At 57.2% G+C, this 21,048-nt stretch carries 16 protein-coding genes; 5 read left to right on the forward strand and 11 right to left on the reverse strand.

Features of this window, described 5'->3' with window-relative positions:
• Nucleotide 1 precedes the first annotated feature (1 nt).
• The 3 genes from FO014_RS06460 to ygeW form a co-directional block, all read right to left on the reverse strand.
• Entirely contained in the window at nt 2-1,219 is a 1,218-nt protein-coding gene (locus FO014_RS06460) for a YgeY family selenium metabolism-linked hydrolase (RefSeq protein ID WP_160028423.1), read from the reverse strand.
• 59 nt (nt 1,220-1,278) lie between these two features.
• Nucleotides 1,279-2,475 (reverse strand): diaminopropionate ammonia-lyase, encoded by a 1,197-nt coding sequence (gene dpaL, locus FO014_RS06465; RefSeq protein WP_160028425.1) that lies wholly within the window; start codon nt 2,473-2,475, stop codon nt 1,279-1,281.
• Nucleotides 2,476-2,567: 92 nt separating this feature from the next.
• On the reverse strand, nt 2,568-3,755 hold the full coding sequence (gene ygeW / locus FO014_RS06470) for a knotted carbamoyltransferase YgeW (protein WP_160028427.1): 1,188 nt from the start codon (nt 3,753-3,755) through the stop codon (nt 2,568-2,570).
• A 566-nt stretch (nt 3,756-4,321) separates the two neighbouring features.
• On the opposite strand from ygeW, the gene FO014_RS06480 reads away from it, so the two are divergent.
• On the forward strand, nt 4,322-6,094 hold the full coding sequence (locus FO014_RS06480; protein WP_160028431.1) for a sigma 54-interacting transcriptional regulator: 1,773 nt from the start codon (nt 4,322-4,324) through the stop codon (nt 6,092-6,094).
• Here FO014_RS06480 and FO014_RS06485 read toward each other — a convergent pair.
• The 3 genes from FO014_RS06485 to FO014_RS06495 are packed head-to-tail and all read right to left on the reverse strand — an operon-like array spanning nt 6,091 to nt 10,413.
• Nucleotides 6,091-6,675 (reverse strand): nucleotidyltransferase family protein, encoded by a 585-nt coding sequence (locus FO014_RS06485; protein WP_160028433.1) that lies wholly within the window; start codon nt 6,673-6,675, stop codon nt 6,091-6,093. The two genes, FO014_RS06480 and FO014_RS06485, sit on opposite strands and share 4 nt — an antisense overlap.
• Nucleotides 6,676-6,730: 55 nt before the next feature.
• A complete protein-coding gene (locus FO014_RS06490) occupies nt 6,731-7,192 on the reverse strand; it encodes a (2Fe-2S)-binding protein (protein ID WP_160028435.1) in 462 nt (153 codons plus the stop codon).
• Nucleotides 7,192-10,413 carry a molybdopterin cofactor-binding domain-containing protein gene (locus FO014_RS06495; RefSeq protein ID WP_160028437.1) on the reverse strand — a complete coding sequence of 1,074 codons (3,222 nt, stop codon included), beginning with the start codon at nt 10,411-10,413 and terminating at the stop codon, nt 7,192-7,194. Before FO014_RS06495 ends, FO014_RS06490 begins: the two co-directional genes overlap by 1 nt.
• A 405-nt stretch (nt 10,414-10,818) precedes the next feature.
• On the opposite strand from FO014_RS06495, the gene aegA reads away from it, so the two are divergent.
• From aegA to fdhF, 3 genes are read left to right on the forward strand one after another with little or no spacing between them, the layout of a single operon-like run.
• Nucleotides 10,819-12,771, forward strand: coding sequence for a formate-dependent uric acid utilization protein AegA (aegA, locus tag FO014_RS06500; RefSeq protein WP_160028439.1), 1,953 nt, complete (start codon nt 10,819-10,821; stop codon nt 12,769-12,771).
• On the forward strand, nt 12,768-13,265 hold the full coding sequence (locus FO014_RS06505) for a 4Fe-4S dicluster domain-containing protein (protein WP_160028441.1): 498 nt from the start codon (nt 12,768-12,770) through the stop codon (nt 13,263-13,265). The genes aegA and FO014_RS06505 overlap by 4 nt, the downstream gene beginning before the upstream one ends.
• 23 nt (nt 13,266-13,288) lie before the next feature.
• A complete protein-coding gene (gene fdhF / locus FO014_RS06510; protein ID WP_160028443.1) occupies nt 13,289-15,433 on the forward strand; it encodes a formate dehydrogenase subunit alpha in 2,145 nt (714 codons plus the stop codon).
• A 45-nt stretch (nt 15,434-15,478) separates the two neighbouring features.
• On the opposite strand, the gene FO014_RS06515 is transcribed toward fdhF, so the two are convergent.
• From FO014_RS06515 to FO014_RS06530, 4 genes are all read right to left on the reverse strand, one after another.
• Nucleotides 15,479-17,368 (reverse strand): PhoX family protein, encoded by a 1,890-nt coding sequence (locus tag FO014_RS06515; protein WP_160028445.1) that lies wholly within the window; start codon nt 17,366-17,368, stop codon nt 15,479-15,481.
• Nucleotides 17,369-17,564: 196 nt separating this feature from the next.
• On the reverse strand, nt 17,565-18,044 hold the full coding sequence (gene folA, locus FO014_RS06520) for a type 3 dihydrofolate reductase (protein ID WP_172606351.1): 480 nt from the start codon (nt 18,042-18,044) through the stop codon (nt 17,565-17,567).
• Between the two features lie 232 nt (nt 18,045-18,276).
• Nucleotides 18,277-18,747, reverse strand: coding sequence for a threonine/serine exporter (locus FO014_RS06525; RefSeq protein ID WP_105229732.1), 471 nt, complete (start codon nt 18,745-18,747; stop codon nt 18,277-18,279).
• The gene (locus FO014_RS06530) at nt 18,738-19,526 is read right to left on the reverse strand and encodes a threonine/serine exporter family protein (protein ID WP_105229731.1); all 789 of its coding nucleotides are present in this window, start codon (nt 19,524-19,526) and stop codon (nt 18,738-18,740) included. Before FO014_RS06530 ends, FO014_RS06525 begins: the two co-directional genes overlap by 10 nt.
• Before the next feature lie 128 nt (nt 19,527-19,654).
• Between FO014_RS06530 and FO014_RS06535 the strand changes: the two genes are divergently transcribed.
• A complete protein-coding gene (locus FO014_RS06535) occupies nt 19,655-20,269 on the forward strand; it encodes a LysE family translocator (protein ID WP_160028447.1) in 615 nt (204 codons plus the stop codon).
• 56 nt (nt 20,270-20,325) lie between these two features.
• On the opposite strand, the gene FO014_RS06540 is transcribed toward FO014_RS06535, so the two are convergent.
• A complete protein-coding gene (locus FO014_RS06540) occupies nt 20,326-21,015 on the reverse strand; it encodes an ankyrin repeat domain-containing protein (RefSeq protein ID WP_105229730.1) in 690 nt (229 codons plus the stop codon).
• Nucleotides 21,016-21,048 lie beyond the last annotated feature (33 nt).

Here is a 21,048-nt window from a genome sequence, read left to right on the forward strand (position 1 = left end):
GCTATTGCCCCAATTGCTGCAGATAAACCAACGGGATAGCTGCATACATAGCGGCACACGTGACCAGGTGCTCTTTCCAGGTCTTTTCATTCGGAGCATGCGCCTCCGGCTCTTTGCCGGGGCCAAAGCCGATGACCGGTATGCCATGACGCCCCATGATGGAAACGCCATTGGTGGAGAAGGTCCACTTATCAACCACCGGCGGCTGGTTGAACAGGTTGACATAGGCCTGGCTCAGGGTTTTGACGGTGATGTGATCCGACTCCACCTTCCAGGTAGGGAAATAGCATTCGGTAGGATAAACCAGGCCGGTATAGGCCGGACGGTCATAGCTGTACATCGAGACATCCGCTTTTGCCGCCTTTACCGCAGGCAACGCGCGGATTTCTTCCAGTGCCCCTTCCCAGGTTTCTCCCCAGGTCAGGCGGCGGTCAATCGATACGGCGCAGCTATCCGCCACGGCGCAACGGCTGGGGGAGGTAAAGAAAATTTCCGAGACGGTCAACGTACCTTTTCCCAGGAATTCGTCATAACCAAGGCGAGAAGATAACTGTTGCAGCTCTCCCAGAATCGGCCCCATTTTGAAAATAGCATTGTCGCCGCGCTCCGGCGCAGAGCCGTGGCAGCTCACACCCTGTACATCAACGCGAATCTCCATACGCCCGCGATGTCCGCGATAAATCTGGCAGTCGGTAGGCTCCGTGCTGACAACAAACTCCGGACGAATGTTGGACTGTTCAATAATATATTGCCAGCACAGGCCGTCGCAGTCCTCCTCCTGCACGGTGCCGGTCACCAGTAGAGTGTATTGATCCTCAAGGCCGAGATCCTTGATGATCTTGCCGGCATACACCATCGACGCCATCCCCCCTTCCTGATCCGACGCGCCGCGTCCACCAATGAGCTGATCATCCTCCATGCCCTGATAAGGATCAAAGGTCCAATTCTTCAGGTTGCCCACGCCCACCGTATCAATATGCGCATCCATACCAATCAGGTGCGGACCGTGACCGATATAACCCAGAATATTCCCCATGGGGTCGATCTCTACCTTGTCAAAGCCTACTTTGAGCATTTCCTGTTTGATGCGCTGCACCACACGCGCCTCATCGCAGCTTTCACTGGGGATCGCGATCATATCGCGCAAAAATGCGGTCATTTCACCCTTATATTCCCGGGCTTTTTCCAAAATTCTTTCAAAAGGCACTTGCTTGGCCATGTTCTTTACTCCTTAAATTTAGGAAACTATTGTTAAATTTCTCAACAGCGCGCTCGTCGCTATAGCACAGGGTATTTGCCCCCCCAGACCACATCGCGGTAATGCGCTATGTCGGTGTCGCCCTCGGTGTTAAGCACCAGCACCACCGAATCACTCGTCAGCTTCAACCGTTGGCGCAGCCGTTCATGCTGAGGGTGGAACTGCAACGCGGCCAATACCCCAAGCCCCACGGCCCCGGATTCACCTGAAATCACACGCGGGTCGGGATCCAGCGGGTTACCCAGCACCCGCATCCCCAATGCCGCCACCGCGTCACAGCAAGAGATAAACTGGCGGGTACAGTTACGCAGCAGCGGCCAACCTAGCGGGTTAGGCTCGCCGCAGGCCAGTCCGGCCATAATGGTCGCCATGCTGCCGCCGACGTTGACGATTTCGCCTTTAATTCCAGAGCGATACAGACAATCGGCACGATCCGGCTCCACCAGAATGGCATGCGGCTGACTCGCGCCGTAATAGTCGACCAGATAGCCCAACACGCCGGCGGCCATCGCTCCAACGCCGCACTGCAGCAACACATGAGTAGGTGCCGGCAACTGTGCGCGTTCAATTTGTTCCACCGCTTCATCAGCCAGGGTGGCGTACCCCTGCATAATCCAGGTCGGGATCTGGGTGTAACCATCCCAAGCGGTGTCCTGCACGACGATCCATCCTTTTGCGCGGGCGTTTTTCATCGTCAGACGCACCGTATCGTCGTAGTTCATTTCGGTGACGATGCATTCCGCACCCAAAGCGCGAATATGTTCCACCCGTTCACGCGCCGAGCCGTACGGCATATAGACGATCGCGTTCTGTCCAAGTTGCTGCGCCGCCCAGGCGACGCCGCGACCGTGGTTGCCGTCGGTCGTGGTCGCGAACGTCATCGGCTGCTTAATCGCTTTTTTAAGCGTCTCAAATGAACAGGACGACAAGTCCAGCTGATATTGTTCACACAGCAAACGTGCAATGGCGTAAGCGCCGCCGAGCATTTTGAAAGCGTTAAGACCAAACCGTTGAGATTCATCCTTAAGCAAAATCTTACCGACGCCCAGCAGATGGGCCAGCGCATCCAGTTCATACAGCGGCGTTGGCTGATAGCCGGCCAGCTGACGATGAAACGCGCGCGCTTTTTTCGCCTCTGCACACGAAAACAGCGCCGAGCCTTCACCGGTAAAAAAACGGTTATCGACGATATCGATATTTAATGCGTATTCAGACATAGCGACCTCACATGGAGGAAAGACGGCCGCTCAGCGACGACCATCTGGAGAAGAAGCGGGTCTTGCAGCGGCCCGCACCGGAATCTGAAAACTCACTTGACTCTTTTTTGCCCCTCTTCCAGCAGCTGCTGCAAAATGGCGCCCGGCTGGGCATACTTACGCGCCAGAATCATGGCGGCGATGATGTATGGCTTCCAGCTCGCTTCCTTGTATGTCGCGATGCGGTATTTCTCAAACACGCTTTCCGTCACTTCCCCTTCCGGACAGGAAACACCGGAAATGTCCGCCGGCAGGCAGTGCATATACAGCGCGTCGCCGCCTTTGGTCAGCGCCATCATCTCCTCGGTGCAGTGCCAGTCTTTATGCTTGGCGTTCTGCGCCAGGCAGTGCTGTTCCAAGGTATGCAGGCCATCGTGATCGTTCTGCCGCAGCAGCTCTGTACGCTGCTGCATCACCTGATAAGGCGCCCATGACTTCGGATAAACGATGTCCGCGCCCTTGAACGCTTCCGCCATCGAATCCACCTGACGGAAGCTGCCTCCGGACTCGGCGGCATTACGTCGCGCCACCTCGACCACCTGCGGAATCAGGTCGTACCCCTGCGGGTGCGCCAGCGTGACGTCCATGCCAAAACGCGTCATTAGGCCGATAATGCCCTGAGGCACGGAAAGCGGCTTGCCATAGCTGGGGGAATAAGCCCAGGTCATGGCGATCTTCTTGCCCTTGAGGTTTTCCAGGTTGCCGAAATGTTCCTTCAGCCAGGCGAGGTCCGCCATCGCCTGCGTAGGGTGGTCGATATCACACTGAAGGTTAATCAACGCCGGACGATGAGGCAGCACGCCCTGCGCCACCCCGTCGTCCAGCGCAGCGCCGACCTCTCGCATATAGGCGTTGCCTGCGCCGAGGTACATATCGTCGCGGATGCCGATGGCGTCGGCGCAAAACGAGATCATATTGGCGGTTTCGCGTACGGTTTCACCGTGGGCGATTTGCGACTTTCCCTCATCCAGATCCTGCTGCGCCAGTCCCAATAGGTTCAGCGCGGATGCATAAGAAAAACGGGTGCGCGTCGAATTGTCGCGGAACACGGAAATACCCAGACCACTGTTGAACACCTTGGTGGCGATATTTTCTTCGCGTAGCGTTTTCAACGCATCGGCAATGGCTAATACCTGCTGCAATTCCTGTGGAGTTTGCTCCCAGGTCAGTAAAAAATCTTTATTACTCAATTCTGATTTCAGTCCATTGATCTGCTTAATCAGCGCATTTACCGTATTCATTTTTATCTCCAAATTCTTATGAAACATTATTTCCCCCGCCAGGAGTTTGCCGGCCACTGGTAATTGGGGTTCAATTTCTGTGCCAATCCTGGCGACTTACCGCCGCCTACCGTAAAAAAAGGTAAAATTGTGCGATTAAGCCTGAAATTTTTCCAAATACGTGATGTATTGCGCGACGAACAGACAGCAACTCATGATTGAATAGGTAAGTGTCAGTTTTTCTAATTTGAAATGGTGTTAAATTTAAGTAAATGAGATGAACAAATACGACAAATTGATACGATATTCGCAGGAAATTATCATAATGATAAATTCGCATGAGAGACCGATTTATTCATCTATCAACGCAACGCCTCACCGGCTTCTCCCGCGTTGCTCCACCCGGCGTCAGGCGGCTGACGTTTACGTATCAAAGCGGCAATTACGCCCAGGTTGTTATAATAAATTCCCCTTACCAACAGGAAACCGGCAAAGCCGCCGTTTGCCTGCCGGTGGGGATCTTTGCTTTTCATTCCTGCGGCAGAATGCTTCCCTGTTAGGCCATTGTGCTGCGAAAGGTTGCCAGTATGGACATTGTCAAACCCGAATCGCTATTAATGCAAATCCAACCCACGATCTTAAAGTTCACCAAAATGCTCGCCAGCGTGCTACAGCTCGAAGTCGAGATTGTCGATGCCACGCTGACCCGCGTCGCCGGCACCGGCCCATACAGCCACGCACTGGGACAGAATTTAAACACCAACAGTCACCTGTTACGCTATGTGATAGAAAACAAGCGGGAAAAAGTGGTGATCCAATCGCACCAGGATCCGCTGTGCGAACAGTGCACCCATCGTGAAAGCTGTACTGAACAGGCTTTTCTCGGTATTCCCATTATCGTCAACAACCAGTGTATCGGCGTTATCAGTCTGGTGGCGTTTACCCAAACGCAGCAGGAAAAAATAAAGAAAAATATCCAGATGCTTTCCGATTACGTCCGTCACATCTCAAATATTTTTGTTGGCAAGTTAATAGAATCATCGGCTACGGAGATTAACTTTAACAATGTATTAATTACACTAATAGAAAACATGGATCAGGGCGTATTGGTATTAAATAAAGACAATATGGTAACCCTGAGCAACTCTTCCGCGCAAAAACAGCTGGATATCAATTCTGAAACCACTAGCCACGTTGAAATTCACATTACGCCTTTAACCCAATTACAAAATTATAACTGCGGCCATGTGCAATACATTGTCAAAATAGGCCAGCGTCAACTATTAATCACTGGCCAGCTGCACAGCATTCAAGAACACCAGCTATTGCTGATGGCTTTTCATCAGTCGCGCATGGCGCTGGATGACGGACTCATCGCAACGGAGCCGAATTTCGATCAGTTGATCGGCAATTCCAAGCCAATGTTACGCCTGAAACAATTAATCGCCCGCATTGCGCCCGGTAGCTCCAGCGTCCTAATCGTCGGAGAAAGCGGCACCGGCAAAGAGGTGGTCGCCCGTACGATCCACCGCTTAAGCCTGCGCAGCGACAAACCGTTTATCGCGATTAACTGCGCCGCCATCCCCGAGCAACTGCTGGAGAGCGAACTGTTTGGTTACATGAAAGGCGCGTTCACCGGCGCATCCAATAGCGGTAAAGTAGGGTTGATACAGTCGGCCAACCACGGCACGTTGTTCCTGGATGAAATTGGCGATATGCCGCTAATGCTGCAGGCCAAGCTGTTACGCGCTATCGAATCGCGAGAAGTGTTGCCAATTGGCGCCAGTAAACCGATATCGGTGGACATTCGAATTATTTCCGCCACAAATCAAAACCTTTCGATGTATATCGCCGAGGGGAAATTCCGTGAGGATCTCTATTATCGCCTCAACGTGATCCCGATCGCGCTGGCGCCGCTGCGCGAACGACAGGCCGACATCGAGTTATTGATTAACTTTTTCCTCAATTTGCACACCCGCCGTATGGGCTGCGTCTACCCCGGCATGTCACCGGATGTCTTGCAAATATTGCAGCACCATCGCTGGCCGGGCAACGTGCGCGAGCTTAGCAATCTGATGGAGTACTTGATCAATATCGTCCCGAACGGAGAAGTCATCGACAGCGCTCTGCTGCCGCCTAACCTGATTGCGCAAGCACAGCACGCCATGCAGCCGCCCAAAGCGGACAATCATGCCGCAGAGCAAGAGCATGAAGCTAACGCCAGCCTGGAGAGTATGGAAAAACTGCTCATAGAAGAAACGCTGCTCCGCCACCCGAGCAAAAAGCTGGCGGCGGAGGAGCTAGGCATCGGTGTGGCTACACTGTATCGTAAAATCAAGAAATACCAGTTGAAGGGCTAGCCCGTCAGCATGGCGGCCGCCCCCTGTAATTGCCGGTACTGTGGCGGGGTATCAATATCCACATGGATCGCCTGGTCCCCCACGTCCAAAAAGCGGTAATCCTGCTGTTCGATCAGCTGTTTCATCGTCACGCCCGGCGACGCTTCGGCAATGTGCGTAATGATAGATCGCGGCAACAGCACCGGATGCCCCTTGCCCTGATGACAACGCGGGATTAGCGAAAACTCGCCCTTTTCCTGCCACAGTGCCGCATAAATCCACGTACTGACGCAGGGCATATCGCCCAGCGCCAGAAAGAAATGCTCACCGCGCACCTGCCGCACGCCGGTCTGGATAGAAGAAAACATCCCCGTGCGATAATCCGCATTGTGCACAACCTGTACGTGAGGATGGTGACGATAACGCTTCGCCAATGCGTCACCGTGAAAGCCGCTGACCACAATCACCCGCTGACAAAACCCCTGCGCATTAGCAATGGCGCTGTCAAGAATGGTGCCATCGCCATAAGGCAACATCATTTTCCAGCTTCCCATGCGGGTCGACATACCGGCCGCCAGCATTACGCATTCAATCTGTTGCATGCTTACCTCCCTGACGTAGCCCCCGCGCCGGAGTGAGAGCAGGGGCCAACGCTTATCAGCGCGCTTTCAGCACCGCCTTTATCGATTTGATAATCGGCTGGTAGCCGGTGCATCGACACAGGTTGCCTTCCAGCGCCTCCTTAATGTCCGCATCACTCGGCTGCGGATTGCTATCGAGCAGCGCTTTGGTGCTGAGGAGCACGCCCGGCGTACAAAAACCGCACTGTACGCCGCCATGCTCAACAAACGCATGCTGCAGTCGTTTCCCCACCGGATCGCGCTGCAGGGCTTCAACAGTCGTGACCTCCGCACCGTGACACTGGGCGGCAAGCAGCAGGCAGGAACATACCGCCTTGCCGTCCATAATCACCGTACAGGCGCCACACTCCCCGACCGCGCAGCCCTCCTTGGTCCCCGTCAGATCCAGATTTTCGCGTAAAAAATCCAGCAGCCGCAGGTTACCGTCGACTTCGGCGCTGACCGAAATACCGTTAACTTTCATCTTGATGGTCGTCATTACTTTATCTCCCTACCCTGGGCATCGCGGATATCGCTCATCATCTGACGGAACATATTGAGAAATACCGGCATCTTATAAACTGCCGACCAGCGGCCGCCAATCGCCTGCTGCATCTGCGCGCTCAGCGTCTCGCCGGCCTGCTCGATGGTTTGTTCACTCAGCATCTGGCCTAACAGGCTGTTCTCAATCTCAATTAAACGCTGAGGTTTGCTGAATAATGCGCCATCCACCAAACGGCAGAAATCGACGCGCCCGTCGGCGGACAGCGCGATCCGGCAGCTAAGACTTTGACGGGTAATATTCAACGCGTTACGCCGGCCAAGCTGGGCGTAAAAATTCTGTATCGGCCGGTCTTCTACTGCGGGTAAAATCACTTTGACCAGCAGCTCATCGGCCGCCAACTGCGTTTGGTAGCCGCTGACGATAAACTCACTGAGCGGCAGACGCCGCGTCCCCCGTAAACTCTGCAGCTCCACCTGCGCGTCATAAATCATCAGCGGCGGCACCGAGTCCGCACAGGGCGCAGCGTTAACAATATTGCCCCCCAGCGTGGCGCGGTTGCGCAGCTGCAGCGAACCGATGGTTTTGCACGCGGTGACCAGCAGCGGATAACGTTGCTGCACCAACTCATCGGCCACCAGATCGCTAAAGCACACCCCGGCCCCCAGATGCAGTTCATTGCCATGTTGCTCGATGCGTTTAACCTCCTCAAGGTTCGCGATATTCACCAACCGCAGAGGGGTATTTTTCAAACGCGCCTGAACCAGCACGTCGGTGCCGCCGGCAATCGCCGCACAGCCTGCCTTGGCCATCAGCTCCAGCGCCTGCCGCAGCGTCGCGGGCGAATCTACGCTCAGCGTATTGAGGCGCAGCACCTGTTTTTTATCGCTTTCGGCCATCAGCACTTCACTCTGACGCACCGGTTTCTTCAGGTTGTAGCCCAGATACACCTGCTCCAGCGTCAGGGGAATGCGGGCGTTTGCGCCACCCAGTGCAAAATTCAAGGCGTTATTGGCCGCCGCAGCCGCCAGCTCCAGCACCGGTTCGCCAATCACTTTCGCGCCGTATGGACCGTGGATATCGTTATTTTCCACCGCGATAATGTCGATATTCGGCATATCCTTGATGGTCGGGAGCAGATAGGTATCGAAATTTTCCGACTTCACCCGGCCATTCTCAATATTGAAGTCTTCCAGCAACGCATAGCCCAACCCTTGCAGCACGCCGCCATACACCTGCCCTTCAAAGCCGACCTTATTGATCACTTTGCCCACGTCATGCGCAGCGGTCACATTGATGACGCCGATCTTGCCAGTGTTGGTATCCACCTGCAGCTCTACCACCTGACAGCCATAGACCCAGGTAAAATACGGGCTGCCGCAGCCTTTTTCTTCATCCCAGTGGATCGGCGGTGCCACATGCCAGCCATAATCCGACAGGTTGCCGCCGGCGTTGTGCGTCAGCGCCACCGCCTCCTGGATACTGATGCTATGCTGCGGCTCCAGCAGATTGCCGATGCAGCCGTCTTGCCAGCGGGTATTTTCCAGTTTGTCGGTATGCAGCCGCTCCGCCAGCGCTTGCACCATACGACGCTTAATTTTGCCGGCGGCGTCGAGAATCGCCTGCCCGCCCATCAGCGTACCGCGCGACGATACGGTGGAGCCGCCGTCGGCAATCATCGAAGAAGGCGGCTCGTTGAAAGTGATCCAGGACAGCGGCACGCCAAAGGCTTCCGCAGCGATCAGCGACATGCTGGTTTGCAGCCCCTGGCCGTTTTCCGACACCGAGGTGGAAATATTGATGCTGCCGTCGGCGTTCATTTGAACCAGCGCCGAAGAGGCGTCCATCCCCTCCGCCCCCAGCGAGCAGCCGCGGTGGCTCACCGCCAGCCCGATGCCGTAGCGAATTGGCCCGCCAAGCGCATTCAGCTGGCGATAATGCAGGGATTTGGCGTCAAATTCCGCTTTCGCCGTCGCCTTCAGTAACACTTCCTCGGCGGAGACCACGTGGTCGTCAAATTTTTGCCCGGCCATACTGACATCGCCCTGGCGCAGAATATTACGCCGGCGCACCTCCACGGGCGACAGCTCAAAATGACGCGCCACTTCATCCATCAGCGATTCATTGGCGAATATCACCTGCGGGGCGCCAAAACCGCGGAAGGCCGAGGTATAGCTGTTGTTGGTCGCCACCGCGGCGATGTCGATCCGTACGTTGGCGATGTTATACGGCCCGGCGGCCTGCACGACGCTGCGCCAGGTGACGAACGGCGAAGAGGCGGTGTAACCGCCGCTATCAGCCAGAATATCGATCTTGATCGCCTGAATTTTGGCGTCATCGTCAAGACCAATTTTATATTTCATGCGGTACGGGTGACGTTTGCAGCTCTCGCGAATCGACGCCTCGCGATTGTAGGTGAACTTGACCGGCTGACCGGTCATCAGCGCCAGTAAACCAGCGCGGCAGGCCAGATGGTCAATCACATCGTCCTTGCCGCCAAACGACCCGCCCAACACCGCCCGCTTCACGTTGATCCGCGACTGCGGCAGACCGAGAAACGCCGATACGAAGCCGCGCACCCGGTGCGCGTTCTGTACAGAACCAGTGATAGTCAGGCCCGGTTCATTCGGGTCGGGATAGACAATGACACACTCCGGTTCAATATAAGCGTGCTCCTGATACCCCACTTCATATTCGCGCTCAAGAATGTGGGTGGACACGGCGAAACCGGCCTCGATATCGCCTTTCACCGTATGGTGCTTCACGGCGATATTGCTGTCGCTATCGCTATGCACTAACCGCGCGCCGGGCTTAAGCGCCTCATCAATACTGACGATCGGCGCGTAAGGTTCATAGTCGATATCAATACATTCCGCCGCCTGACAGGCCGCTTCATAACTGGTGGCGGCGATCGCCGCCACCACGTCGCCGTGAAAAAAGACCTCATCGTTGACGAGCGGCAGGAAGTCCTTCACCACAATACCGATCTTCGGCGTGCCCGGAATATCTTTATAGGTGGCGATCTTCACCACGCCAGGCACCCGCTCCGCCCGGCTGAGATCCAGCCGCCGAATTTTCCCGGCGGGAATGTCTGCGTAGCGGCAGACACCGTACAGCATGTTTTTCACTTTGATATCGTCGCCATAGAGCGCCGAGCCGGTCACCTTGGCCTGACCGTCAACGCGCGCCACCGACGTGCCCACTGTAGTTGTATCCATGTTGTTCTCCGTAAACGGGATAGCAGGATGTGCTGCCATGGTTGAAATAATAAAACGCAACGCCATTAACCATAGGAAAGCAATGGTTATGCCAGCCACTGCATGGCGCTCAGGTTAAGTTCAACTTTGTGACCGTGAACGAAGAACAGGGCATTTTTTCGCAAACGCTGTGCTGCGAGACGAAAAAAAACGCGAGATAAATTATCAACTTGATAATAAAAACTCTCAGTTTGAGAAAAACAATCTCGCTGACGGCACACGCCAGCGGCGCTTCCCACTAAAACACGGCAAAAATGTGACCGACGCCGCAACGATGGCATCACACCGTACGATAACCCCCAGCTTGCACGCCCTTTGCATAACTTCCTGCGAGAACTTAGGCCATTTGTTTGCAGGGATGAATATATGAATCAATTTGTCATTGCCGACGCCCACGCATGTATCGGCTGTCGCGCTTGTGAAGTTGCCTGCGTATTGGCTCATCATCATGGCGATTATCCGCAGGGACAACAGGGATTCACCCCGCGTATCCGCGTGTTGAAAGAGGCGACGCTGCGCAGCGCAGTGTTGTGCCGCCACTGTGAAGACGCACCATGCGTTCGCGTCTGCCCCACCGCCGCGCTGACGCAGGCGGACGAACGCATCACCCTGGATGAAACACGCTGCATCGGCTGTAAAAACTGCGTCATCGCCTGCCCGTTTGGCGCTATCGTCATGACGCCACGGGAAGACGGTGCCGTCGCACATAAATGTGATTTATGCGCCGGCGTTAACGATGGGCAAGCCTGCGTCAGCGCCTGTTCGACCGGAGCGCTGCATCTGCTCGACGCCCGCGCGCTACAGGCTGCGCAACGGCAAAAGCAACGGCGTTTCGCCGGCGCACCTCGGCCGACGGTCTCCTCGCCGTCGCCGATATCGACCGCGCGGCAACAGCCGCGCCGCGACGCAATCAAGATCGCGCTTGAACAGCGTATCTGCGGCTTTGACGAAATTTATCAACGCTTCAGCCCTCAGCAGACCGTCCAGCAGGGCGAGCGCTGCCTACGCTGCAGCGAGCACGCCTTCTGCGAATGGCGCTGCCCGTTGCACAACAACATTCCCCAATTGCTGACGCTGGCGCGCGAAGGGCGAATCCTGGAGGCCGCCGAGCTTTCTCACCGCACCAGCAGTCTGCCGGAAGTCTGCGGCCGCGTCTGTCCGCAGGACCGCCTGTGCGAAGGCGGCTGCACGCTGGATGAATTCGGCGCAGTGACTATCGGCAATATTGAGCGTTACATCACCGATACCGCGCTGGAGATGGGCTGGCGGCCAGACCTCAGCCAGGTCGTGCCGCGACCGTATCGCGTTGCCGTGGTCGGCGCCGGCCCTGCCGGGCTGGGCTGCGCCGACGTGCTGGCACGCCACGGCGTTACAACGGTGGTGTTCGATCGCCACCCGGAGATCGGCGGGCTGCTGACCTTCGGCATTCCGGCCTTCAAGCTGGAAAAAAGTGTGCTGAGCCGCAGGCGTGAGCTACTGAGCGCTATGGGCATCGAATTCCGGCTGAACGTCGAAATCGGCGAACACATATCGCTTGGCGAACTGCTGGAAGAGTTTGACGCGGTGTTCCTCGGCGTCGGCACCTATCAATCCATGAAGGCCGGACTAGCCAATGAAGAGGCGCCCGGCGTCTACCAGGCATTGCCGTTTCTGATCGCCAACACCAAACAACTGATGGGACTACCACCGCTGCCAAGCGAGCCATACGTCAACATGGCCGGCAAGCGCGTGGTGGTGCTGGGCGGCGGAGACACCGCGATGGACTGCCTGCGCACCTCGGTACGCCACGGAGCCAGCAAGGTGATTTGCGCCTACCGCCGCGATGAAGCAAACATGCCAGGCTCGAAGAAAGAGGTGAAAAACTCTCGCGAAGAAGGCGTGGAATTCATGTTCAACGTGCAACCGCTCAGCATTGAGCTTGACGCCGGCGGCGCGGTGGCCGGCATTCGCCTGACGCGCACCGAGATGGGCGCGCCGGATGCCAGCGGCCGTCGACGGCCAACACCGGTGCCCGGTTCCGAATTTCTGCTGGAGGCCGACGCCATCATTATGGCCTTTGGCTTCCAGCCCCATCCGATGCCCTGGCTGGCGCCGCAACATGTCGCGCTGGACGACTGGGGATTGATCGTCGCGCCCCACCAGGGGAACTATCCGTATCAAACCAGCCATCCACGCATCTTCGCCGGCGGCGATGCGGTGCGCGGCGCCGATTTGGTGGTCACCGCCCTCGCCGACGGCCGTCAGGCGGCGTTAAGCATCATCGACGCGCTGGAAAATGCGTCGCCGTCGCACGCCGAACGACAGGAGAAACACTCATGACTAATCAGTTTATCGTTGCCGATGCAGACAAATGTATCGGCTGCCGCACCTGCGAAATCGCCTGCTCGCTGGCGCACAACGACGACGCGCTGCATCCCCACAACTTCGCACCGCGTCTGCAAATGGTGAAAACCTTCAGCGTCAGCATTCCGGTGGTGTGCCGCCAGTGCGAGAACGCGCCCTGCGCCAGCGTATGTCCGCATGATGCGATCGTACGTGCCGAAGGCTACTGGGCCGTGATCCAGTCACGCTGCATCGGTTGTAAAAGCTGCGTCGTCGCCTGTCCGTTCGGCGCCATTGAGGTCACGCAGAACTCAACCTGCAGCGAAGCGCTCAAGTGCGATTTGTGCCACACGCAAGGAGACGGGCCGGCCTGCATCCGCGTCTGTCCGACCCATGCGCTGACGCTGGTCGGCGAGCGTGAACTGCAACGCGCGGTGGCCGATAAACAGCGGCGCACCGCCTGCGGTGACGCCGGCGTCTACGCGTTTTGAACGCCTGTATGGAGAAGCCAACAATGGAAAAAGTATTAACGGTATGCCCCTACTGCGGTTCCGGCTGCAAACTTAATCTGCTGGTTGAGCATGGCCGCGTGGTGGGCGCCGAAGGCGCCAACGGCGTCACCAATCAGGGCGAACTGTGCCTGAAAGGCTACTACGGTTGGGATTTTCTCAACGATACCAAACTGCTCACGCCGCGCCTGCAGTCCCCGATGATCCGCCGTCAGCGCGGCGGCGAGCTGGAAAAGGTCAGCTGGGAAGAAGCCATCGGCTACGTCAGTGAACGGCTGGCGGCGCTTAAGGCGCAATACGGCGCGCAATCTATCATGACGACCGGATCGTCGCGCGGGCCAGGCAACGAAGCCAACTATCTGATGCAAAAGTTCGTACGTGCCGTACTGGGCAGCAACAATATCGATTGCTGCGCGCGGGTTTGCCATGGACCATCGGTCGCCGGGCTGCAGGCCACGCTGGGCAACGGCGCGATGAGCAACGCGATCGGCGAGATCGAGCATAGCGACTGTCTGCTGATTTTCGGCTACAACGCCGCAGATTCGCACCCGATCGTCGCCAGACGCATTCTGAAAGCCAAACAGAACGGCGCCAAAATTATCGTCTGCGATCCGCGTCATATCGAAACCGCTCGTCTGGCCGATATTTGGTTGCCACTGCGCAACGGCAGTAACATGGCGCTGGTAAACGGACTGGCGCAGGTAATCATTGCCGAGAGTCTGTATGACCGCCAATTCGTCGCACAGCACACCGAGGGCTTTGAGCAGTTCCGCAAAACCGTCATGCGCTATACCCCGGACTACACCGCCGAGATCACCGGCCTGTCGCCGCAGCAGATCCGCGATGCCGCCGTGATGTATGCCAAAGCCGGCAGCGCCACGCTGCTGTGGGGCATGGGCGTCACTCAGTGGGGACAGGGCGTCGAGGTGGTGAAAGGGTTAGCTGGGCTGGCGCTGTTAACCGGCAACCTCGGACGGCCTAACGTCGGCGTCGGGCCGGTGCGCGGACAAAACAACGTGCAAGGCGCCTGCGACATGGGGGCTCTGCCGAACAGCTTCCCGGGCTATCAGCCGGTGAACGATGAAGCCACGCGCGAAAAGTTCACTGCCGCCTGGGGTGTGCCGACGCTGAGCAGCGAAATTGGCTGTACTATCACCGACGTACCGCATAAGGCGCTGAGCGGTGAACTGAAAGCCTATTACATCATGGGCGAGGATCCGCTACAGACCGAACCGGATCTGTCTTTGATGCGTCAGGCGTTTGCAGCGCTTGATCTGATCGTGGTGCAAGATATTTTCATGACCAAAACCGCGTCAATGGCCGATGTGATCCTGCCGGCCACCTCCTGGGGAGAACATGAAGGGGTGTACACCAGCGCTGACCGTGGCTTCCAGCACTTCGCCAAGGCGGTAGAACCCAAAGGAGACGTCAAAACCGACTGGCAAATCATCAGCCTGCTTGCCAGCGCGCTCGGCTACTCCATGCACTATGACAATACCGAGCAAATCTGGGACGAAATGCGTGCGCTGTGCCCAAACTTCGCCGGTGCCAGCTATGAAAAGCTGGCCGGCCTCGGCTATGTGCAATGGCCCTGCCCGGATGATGCCCACCCCGGTACGCCCTATCTGTACCAACACGCTATTTTCTCGCGTCCCGGCGGTAAGGCATTGATGACCACCAGCGAGTGGCGTCCCCCGCAGGAACAAACCGACAGAGAATACCCCTTGGTGCTATGTACGGTGCGCGAGGTCGGACATTACAGCTGCCGTTCGATGACCGGCAACTGCAGCGCACTGCAGACGCTGGCCGATGAACCGGGATGCATACAGCTCAACCCGCTTGATGCACAGGCCGCCGGCATTCAGGATCGCCAACTCGTCTGGGTCAGCTCGCGCCGCGGTAAAGTGATTAGCCGCGCGGATCTGAGCGAGCGCGTCAATCGTGGCGCGGTTTATATGACCTATCAATGGTGGATCGGCGCCTGTAATGAGCTGACGCTGGATCATCTGGATCCGATCGCCAAAACGCCGGAGTATAAGCACTGTGCGGTGAAATTGCTTGCTATCGCCGATCAGCAAGGGGCGGAAAGCTACGTGAAAACGGAATATCAGGCGTTGAAAACCCGTTTAAAAAACGCCGCGCTGGCCTAATCGCTGCGGCGTCGGCAACCCAAAGCGCCGACGCCGCAACATTGCTTAAGCCCCGATCACCCCGCCATCCTTGCGGGTAATCATCATCACCGACGATCGCGGCCGCGGACTGTTGTGCGGGAAGTGAGAATCCCCCTCTTCCCCCGGGTGCTGAACGTTAACGAACAGCGTTTTGTAATCCTGGGCGAAGGTGACGCCGGTCAGCTCACAAGATTTCGGCCCGACCATAAAGCGGCGGATTTCACCGCTTTGCGGATCCCCCACCAGCATCTGGTTGTTCCCCTGCCCCTGATAGTCGCCCTTGTTGCTGTACTTACCGTCGGTCAGGATCCACAGGCGTCCTGCGCTGTCGAACCCCAGCCCGTCCGGGCTGTTAAAGGTATTCTCGGCGGTAATATTCGGCGTGCCGCGATACATGCCTTCCGGGTGGGCAATCGGGTTGCCGCACAGCGCAAACATATCCCAGGAAAAGTGCTCCGCAGTGGCGTCGCCGCCCTCATCCCAGCGGATAATCTGGCCGTAGATGTTTTTCGGCCGCGGGTTGGCCGGGTTCAGCGGCATGCCTTCGTCACCGCGTTTGCTGTTGTTGGTCAGGGTGCAGTAAGCCCGCCCGTCGTGCGGGTTCACCGCGATCCACTCAGGACGGTCCATCTTGGTGGCGCCGACCTGCGCCGCCGCCTTGCGGGCAAAAATCAGCACTTCGGCAGCGTCACGGAAGCCGTTTTCCGGCGTCAGACCGTTTTTACCGAACTCCAGCGCGATCCAGCGCCCTTTTCCCTTCAGCGGCGTGCCGCTGGCATCGCCGTCGAACTGCGCCACAAACAGCGTGCCCTCATCCAACAGGCTGCGGTTATTGGCCGGATTGACGTTGTCCACTTTACCTTTGGAGACATATTTATAGATATGCTCACCGCGCTCGTCATCCCCCATATACACCACCAGGCGGCCGTTTTTCGCCACCGTGACCGCCGCGTTCTCGTGCTTGAAGCGCCCCAGCGCGGTGTGTTTGATCGGCGTAGAGGTCGGGTTCATCGGATCGATTTCCACAATCCAGCCGTGGCGGTTAAATTCATTCGGGTTCTTCGCCACGTCGAAGCGCTCGTCAAAGTCCGGCCAGTTGCGTTCCGGCTCGTTAGCCTTCAGCGTATAACGCTTTTGCTCCGGCGTGGTCTGGTAATCCGCCTGTTGGGTGCCGAAGTAGGTATCGAAGTTTTCTTCACAGGTCAGGTAAGTGCCCCACGGCGTTTTGCCGTTGGCGCAGTTGCCAAAAGTGCCCAGCACCTTGCGGCCGCTCGGATCGGCGGCGGTTTGCAGCAGCGGATGGCCGGCGGCCGGGCCGCTGAACTGCATCTGCGTATTGGCGGTAATACGGCGGTTATAGCGCGACGGGCGCTCCACTTCCCAACGCGGCGTATCGCCGACGCGTTTGACCGCCACGATCGACACGCCATGCGCCGCCTGCGACTTACGCACGTCTTCCAGACTGGTGGCCTTGTCGCCGCCGTGGGCGAACAGATACTGCTCGTTGACGTATTCGTTATTAATCGCCATCACGCCGTGGTTATCGTCAATCGGGAAGAAGCTCATGCCGTCATTATTGTCGCCGAACTGTTTCTCCTGCTCGGCCGCGCTGTTGCCGCCGTTCGGATCGAACGCCGCCGCGCCGTCGACCAGCGGTTCGCCCCAGGAAATCAGTACCTCGGCGTTATAGCCTTCGGCAATAGCAATATCGTCCGCGGTCGAAGCGGCAATGCCTTTGAAGCCCAACAGCTTGTTGACCGGCAGGTCCGCCGCCAGCGCATCGCCGGATACCGACCAAATCCCGCCGCCGAGAAAGCCCGCCAGCCCCACCGCGCCGGCGCTGCCCAATAACAGTTTACGACGGGTCGGATCGATCAGGCGGTCGGCGTTTAATTGCTCAATGTTATTCGTCATGATTTCGCTTCCTGTTAGCTGACGCCACGGTTCAAAGTCACCAGAGTGGCCGGGCGCTCAAAGTTGGGCTTCATACTAATCAGGAAGTGTGACGAAAATGTTACAAGCAACGGGCGGCAAAAAATTTACGCGCCAAAACCAGCCAGGGCGCAAATACATTGCGCCCTGGCTGCTGAAGTCATCGGATGGCGGGGAATTAACGGCGCTCTAAAATCTCAAAGCAGTAGCTGTGGGAGTTTTGCGCATCCGCATCATGAAATTCGCTGAACGAGGTTTCCCACTCGTCAGGCTCATAATCGGGGAAGTGGGTATCGCCGCCGATCTCCGCATCAATATGCGTCAGATACAGGCGGTCGGCGCGCGGCAGAAATTGGGTATAGATATGCCCGCCGCCCATGATCATCACTTCTTCCACATTGCCGGCCGCCGCCAGGGCCTCGTCCAGCGAGGTCGCCCAGGTGACGCCGGTTTCGCTGCCCGGCCGGCTGCTCAGCACGATATTGTGACGGCCCGGCAGCGGACGACCAATCGACTCAAAGGTCTTACGACCCATAATGACCGGTTTATTCAGCGTGTTACGTTTAAACCACGCTAAATCCGCCGGCAGGTGCCACGGCATGGCGTTTTCCATGCCGATTACGCGATCCGCCGCCAACGCAGCGATCAGGCTAATGATCATTATTTAACCCTGTATAAACCTAATGGATATGCTGTAGCAGGCTGAGGACAACGCGGTACACCACCGCCAATCGGCCAGTTATATTCCCTGTCGCTCAAGCTTAAAAGCGCCAGCCGCTCAAATTGGACACACTATACGTAAAGCCCCATCGGCCGTCGATAGGGTAAACAAGCAATATGAATATATAAGACAGCTCTTATCAGAATCGCTAATGACACCGAACAATAAACTAAACGCCGGGCCGTTTACGATATAACCACAGCCCCGGTAGCGACAGGCCAATCGACAGCGCCCCGACGATAAAGCAGGCCTTGAGAAAATGGCTGACAACTACCCCCATCAGCACCTCGCTGTAGCCCTGATGGGACAGCTCCACCACCGAGATCATCGCGGTATAGGCCGGAATGCCGGGGAACATCGGAATAACCGCCGCCACGGTAAAGACTTTGGGATGCGCCAGCAGCCAACGCGACCAGGAGATGCCGAGCATGCCGATCAGCACCGCCGCCAAAAAAGAGGCCCACTCAATATTCATCCCCAGCCACATCAGCAACATGCGTGTGCCGTGCCCGACGCCCCCCAGCAGCGCACAATAGCGCAGCGCGCGGCGCGGCACGTTAAACACCATCGCGAACCCCAGCGCCGGTACGGCGGCCAGCAGCATGTCCTGCATCAGCGCCCACAGCAAACTTATGCCCATCCCCGCAGCCCCCACAGCGACATCGCCATCACCACGCCAATACAGGTCGCCAGCGTCAGCAGGCTGGCCATCGCCCAGCGCGCCAGCCCGGTGTTCACATGGCCTTTAAACATATCCGCTACCGCGTTGATCAGCGGAAAACCCGGCACCAGCAACAACACGCTGGCGGCCATCGCCACGCCCGCCGTCTGGCTAAACAGCGGCAGGCGCAGCAATAGGCCGGATACCGAGGTGGCAACAAACGCCGTCAGGCAAAAGTTAATCAGCGGATTCATCTGCCGCTGCGTCAGCCACTGCCGCACCCACATCGCCAGACCGCTGGCGACAAAAGTCACGGCAAAGGCGTCCCGGCCGCCGCCGTTCAGCATGCTGAAACAACCGCAGGACAGCGCCACCATCAGCACCACCAGCGGGCGCGGATAGCGCAGCGGTCGCAGTTTTTCAAAGCGTCTGGCGACGTCCTGCGCATCCGCCAGCCGGTGCTCGGCCAAAATAACGATATGCTGCACCTCGGTCACCATCTGCATATTGATGCCACGGTCGACGTTTTTACGCGTGCTGGTCAGGCACTCACCGTGGCTGATGGTAGTCAGGACGATGGCATTCGCCGAGATCGAGCTTTCTACCCGCTCCATCCCCAGCGCCAGGCCCAAACGGCCGGACAGCTGCTCCACCAGCATGCTTTCCGCGCCGTGCTGCAACAGCAGCAGCCCGCACTGGATGCACAGGCGCGTCACTTCACGTTGCTGCTGCCTGCTCATGTTATGATCCTGCCCCATACCGCCCCACGCACTCTGCTCCATGAATATTCATCATATTGCTGAAGATAGCGGTGGTGGATTGATGCGCATCAGGGTCGGCGGCGTTATTATCGATGCCGTCCTCATTTTTTCCCGAGATTGTGAACATGCTTGAAACCTCGTTATTTGTCGCCGGCATCGCCACGCTGGGCATGCTGTCGCCGGGGCCGGATTTCTTTCTGGTGATTAAAAATGCGGCGCGCTATCAACGGCTGCCCGCGCTGATCACCGCGCTGGGCGTTATCTGCGGCGTCGCCACCCATATGTCCTACTGCGTCGCCGGGCTGGCGGTGGTGATTACCACCACTCCCTGGCTGTTCAATCTGCTGAAGTACGCCGGGGCGGCGTATCTGATTTGGGTCGGAGTGCAGGCACTGCTGTCGCGCGGCGGCGGCAAGATGAACGTCGGCAACCTGCCACAGCAGCAGGTCAGCCTGAAGAGCGCTTTCGTACAGGGCTACCTGTGCAACCTGCTCAACCCCAAGGCGACGCTGTTTTTCCTGGCGGTGTTTACCCAAGTACTGCAGATAGATTCCGGGATCGGCGAGAAACTGTGGTACGCGGGGATTATTTTAGGGCTGTCCGTCCTGTGGTGGCCGCTGCTGGTGTTTCTGATTCAAAGCGGCCCGGTACGACGCGGGCTGGAGAAAGCCCAGAAGGTGGTGGATAAACTGCTCGGCGGCATGCTGATTGCCCTCGGCATCAAGGTGGCGCTCAGCTAAACCGCCTTGGAAAGACGGGGGCTGCCGGCTAGCCTCCGTCATGCTCATCGCGCGCGTTACGCCTCCGGCGGCCACTTCACCCCCAGCGCAATCATCTTGTCGCGCAGCTGCAGACAGTTCTGGTGGTATTCAGTTTCCGGCCGGCTGTCCTTGATGCCGTCTTGCACCAGCGACGCAAATACCCAGCCCAGTTTATTTACCGGATTAGGATCCGCACCGTGATCCAGCAGGTAATTTACATGTTCAAAGCTATTGCTGAGAAAGGCTGCCATTAACGGTGTTTCACCTAAAGAGTCTCGCGCATCGACATCAACCCCGCGCATGATCAATAATGCTAGCGTATCCGTATTCTTGGCTTGTAACGTATTATAAATAATCGCTTCATTATGATTTCGGTCTCTGGCATTCGGATCCAAACCACCATCCAATAGTGCCTTTAACCAGATATCCTTATCCCCCATTGAGACCATTTCCGCCGGGCTGGCCATCCCTCTGGGGAGTGGTTGCAAAGGATCAGCCCCTGCTTTAACCAGCGCGGTCACAATTTGCAAACGTGGCTTGGGGTTATTGTTGTAGTAAGTTTCATTCAGGGCAAAGTACAGTATGGTTAAGTCCTGTTCGCCCGGAGTATTCAGATCCGTTTCCGGCGCCAGTTGTTTTACCCTGTTCAGGTCGCCCGCCTCAATGGCCTTGGCCAAAACCAGCTGTTGGCCCGTAAAGTATTCTTCCGGTTCAATTTTTTTCATGCCGTTGCATCCTGCCAGTAAAATTACTACCCA

This window comes from Serratia rhizosphaerae, assembly GCF_009817885.1.
In the GTDB taxonomy this organism is placed as follows: Bacteria; Pseudomonadota; Gammaproteobacteria; order Enterobacterales; family Enterobacteriaceae; genus Serratia_B; species Serratia_B rhizosphaerae.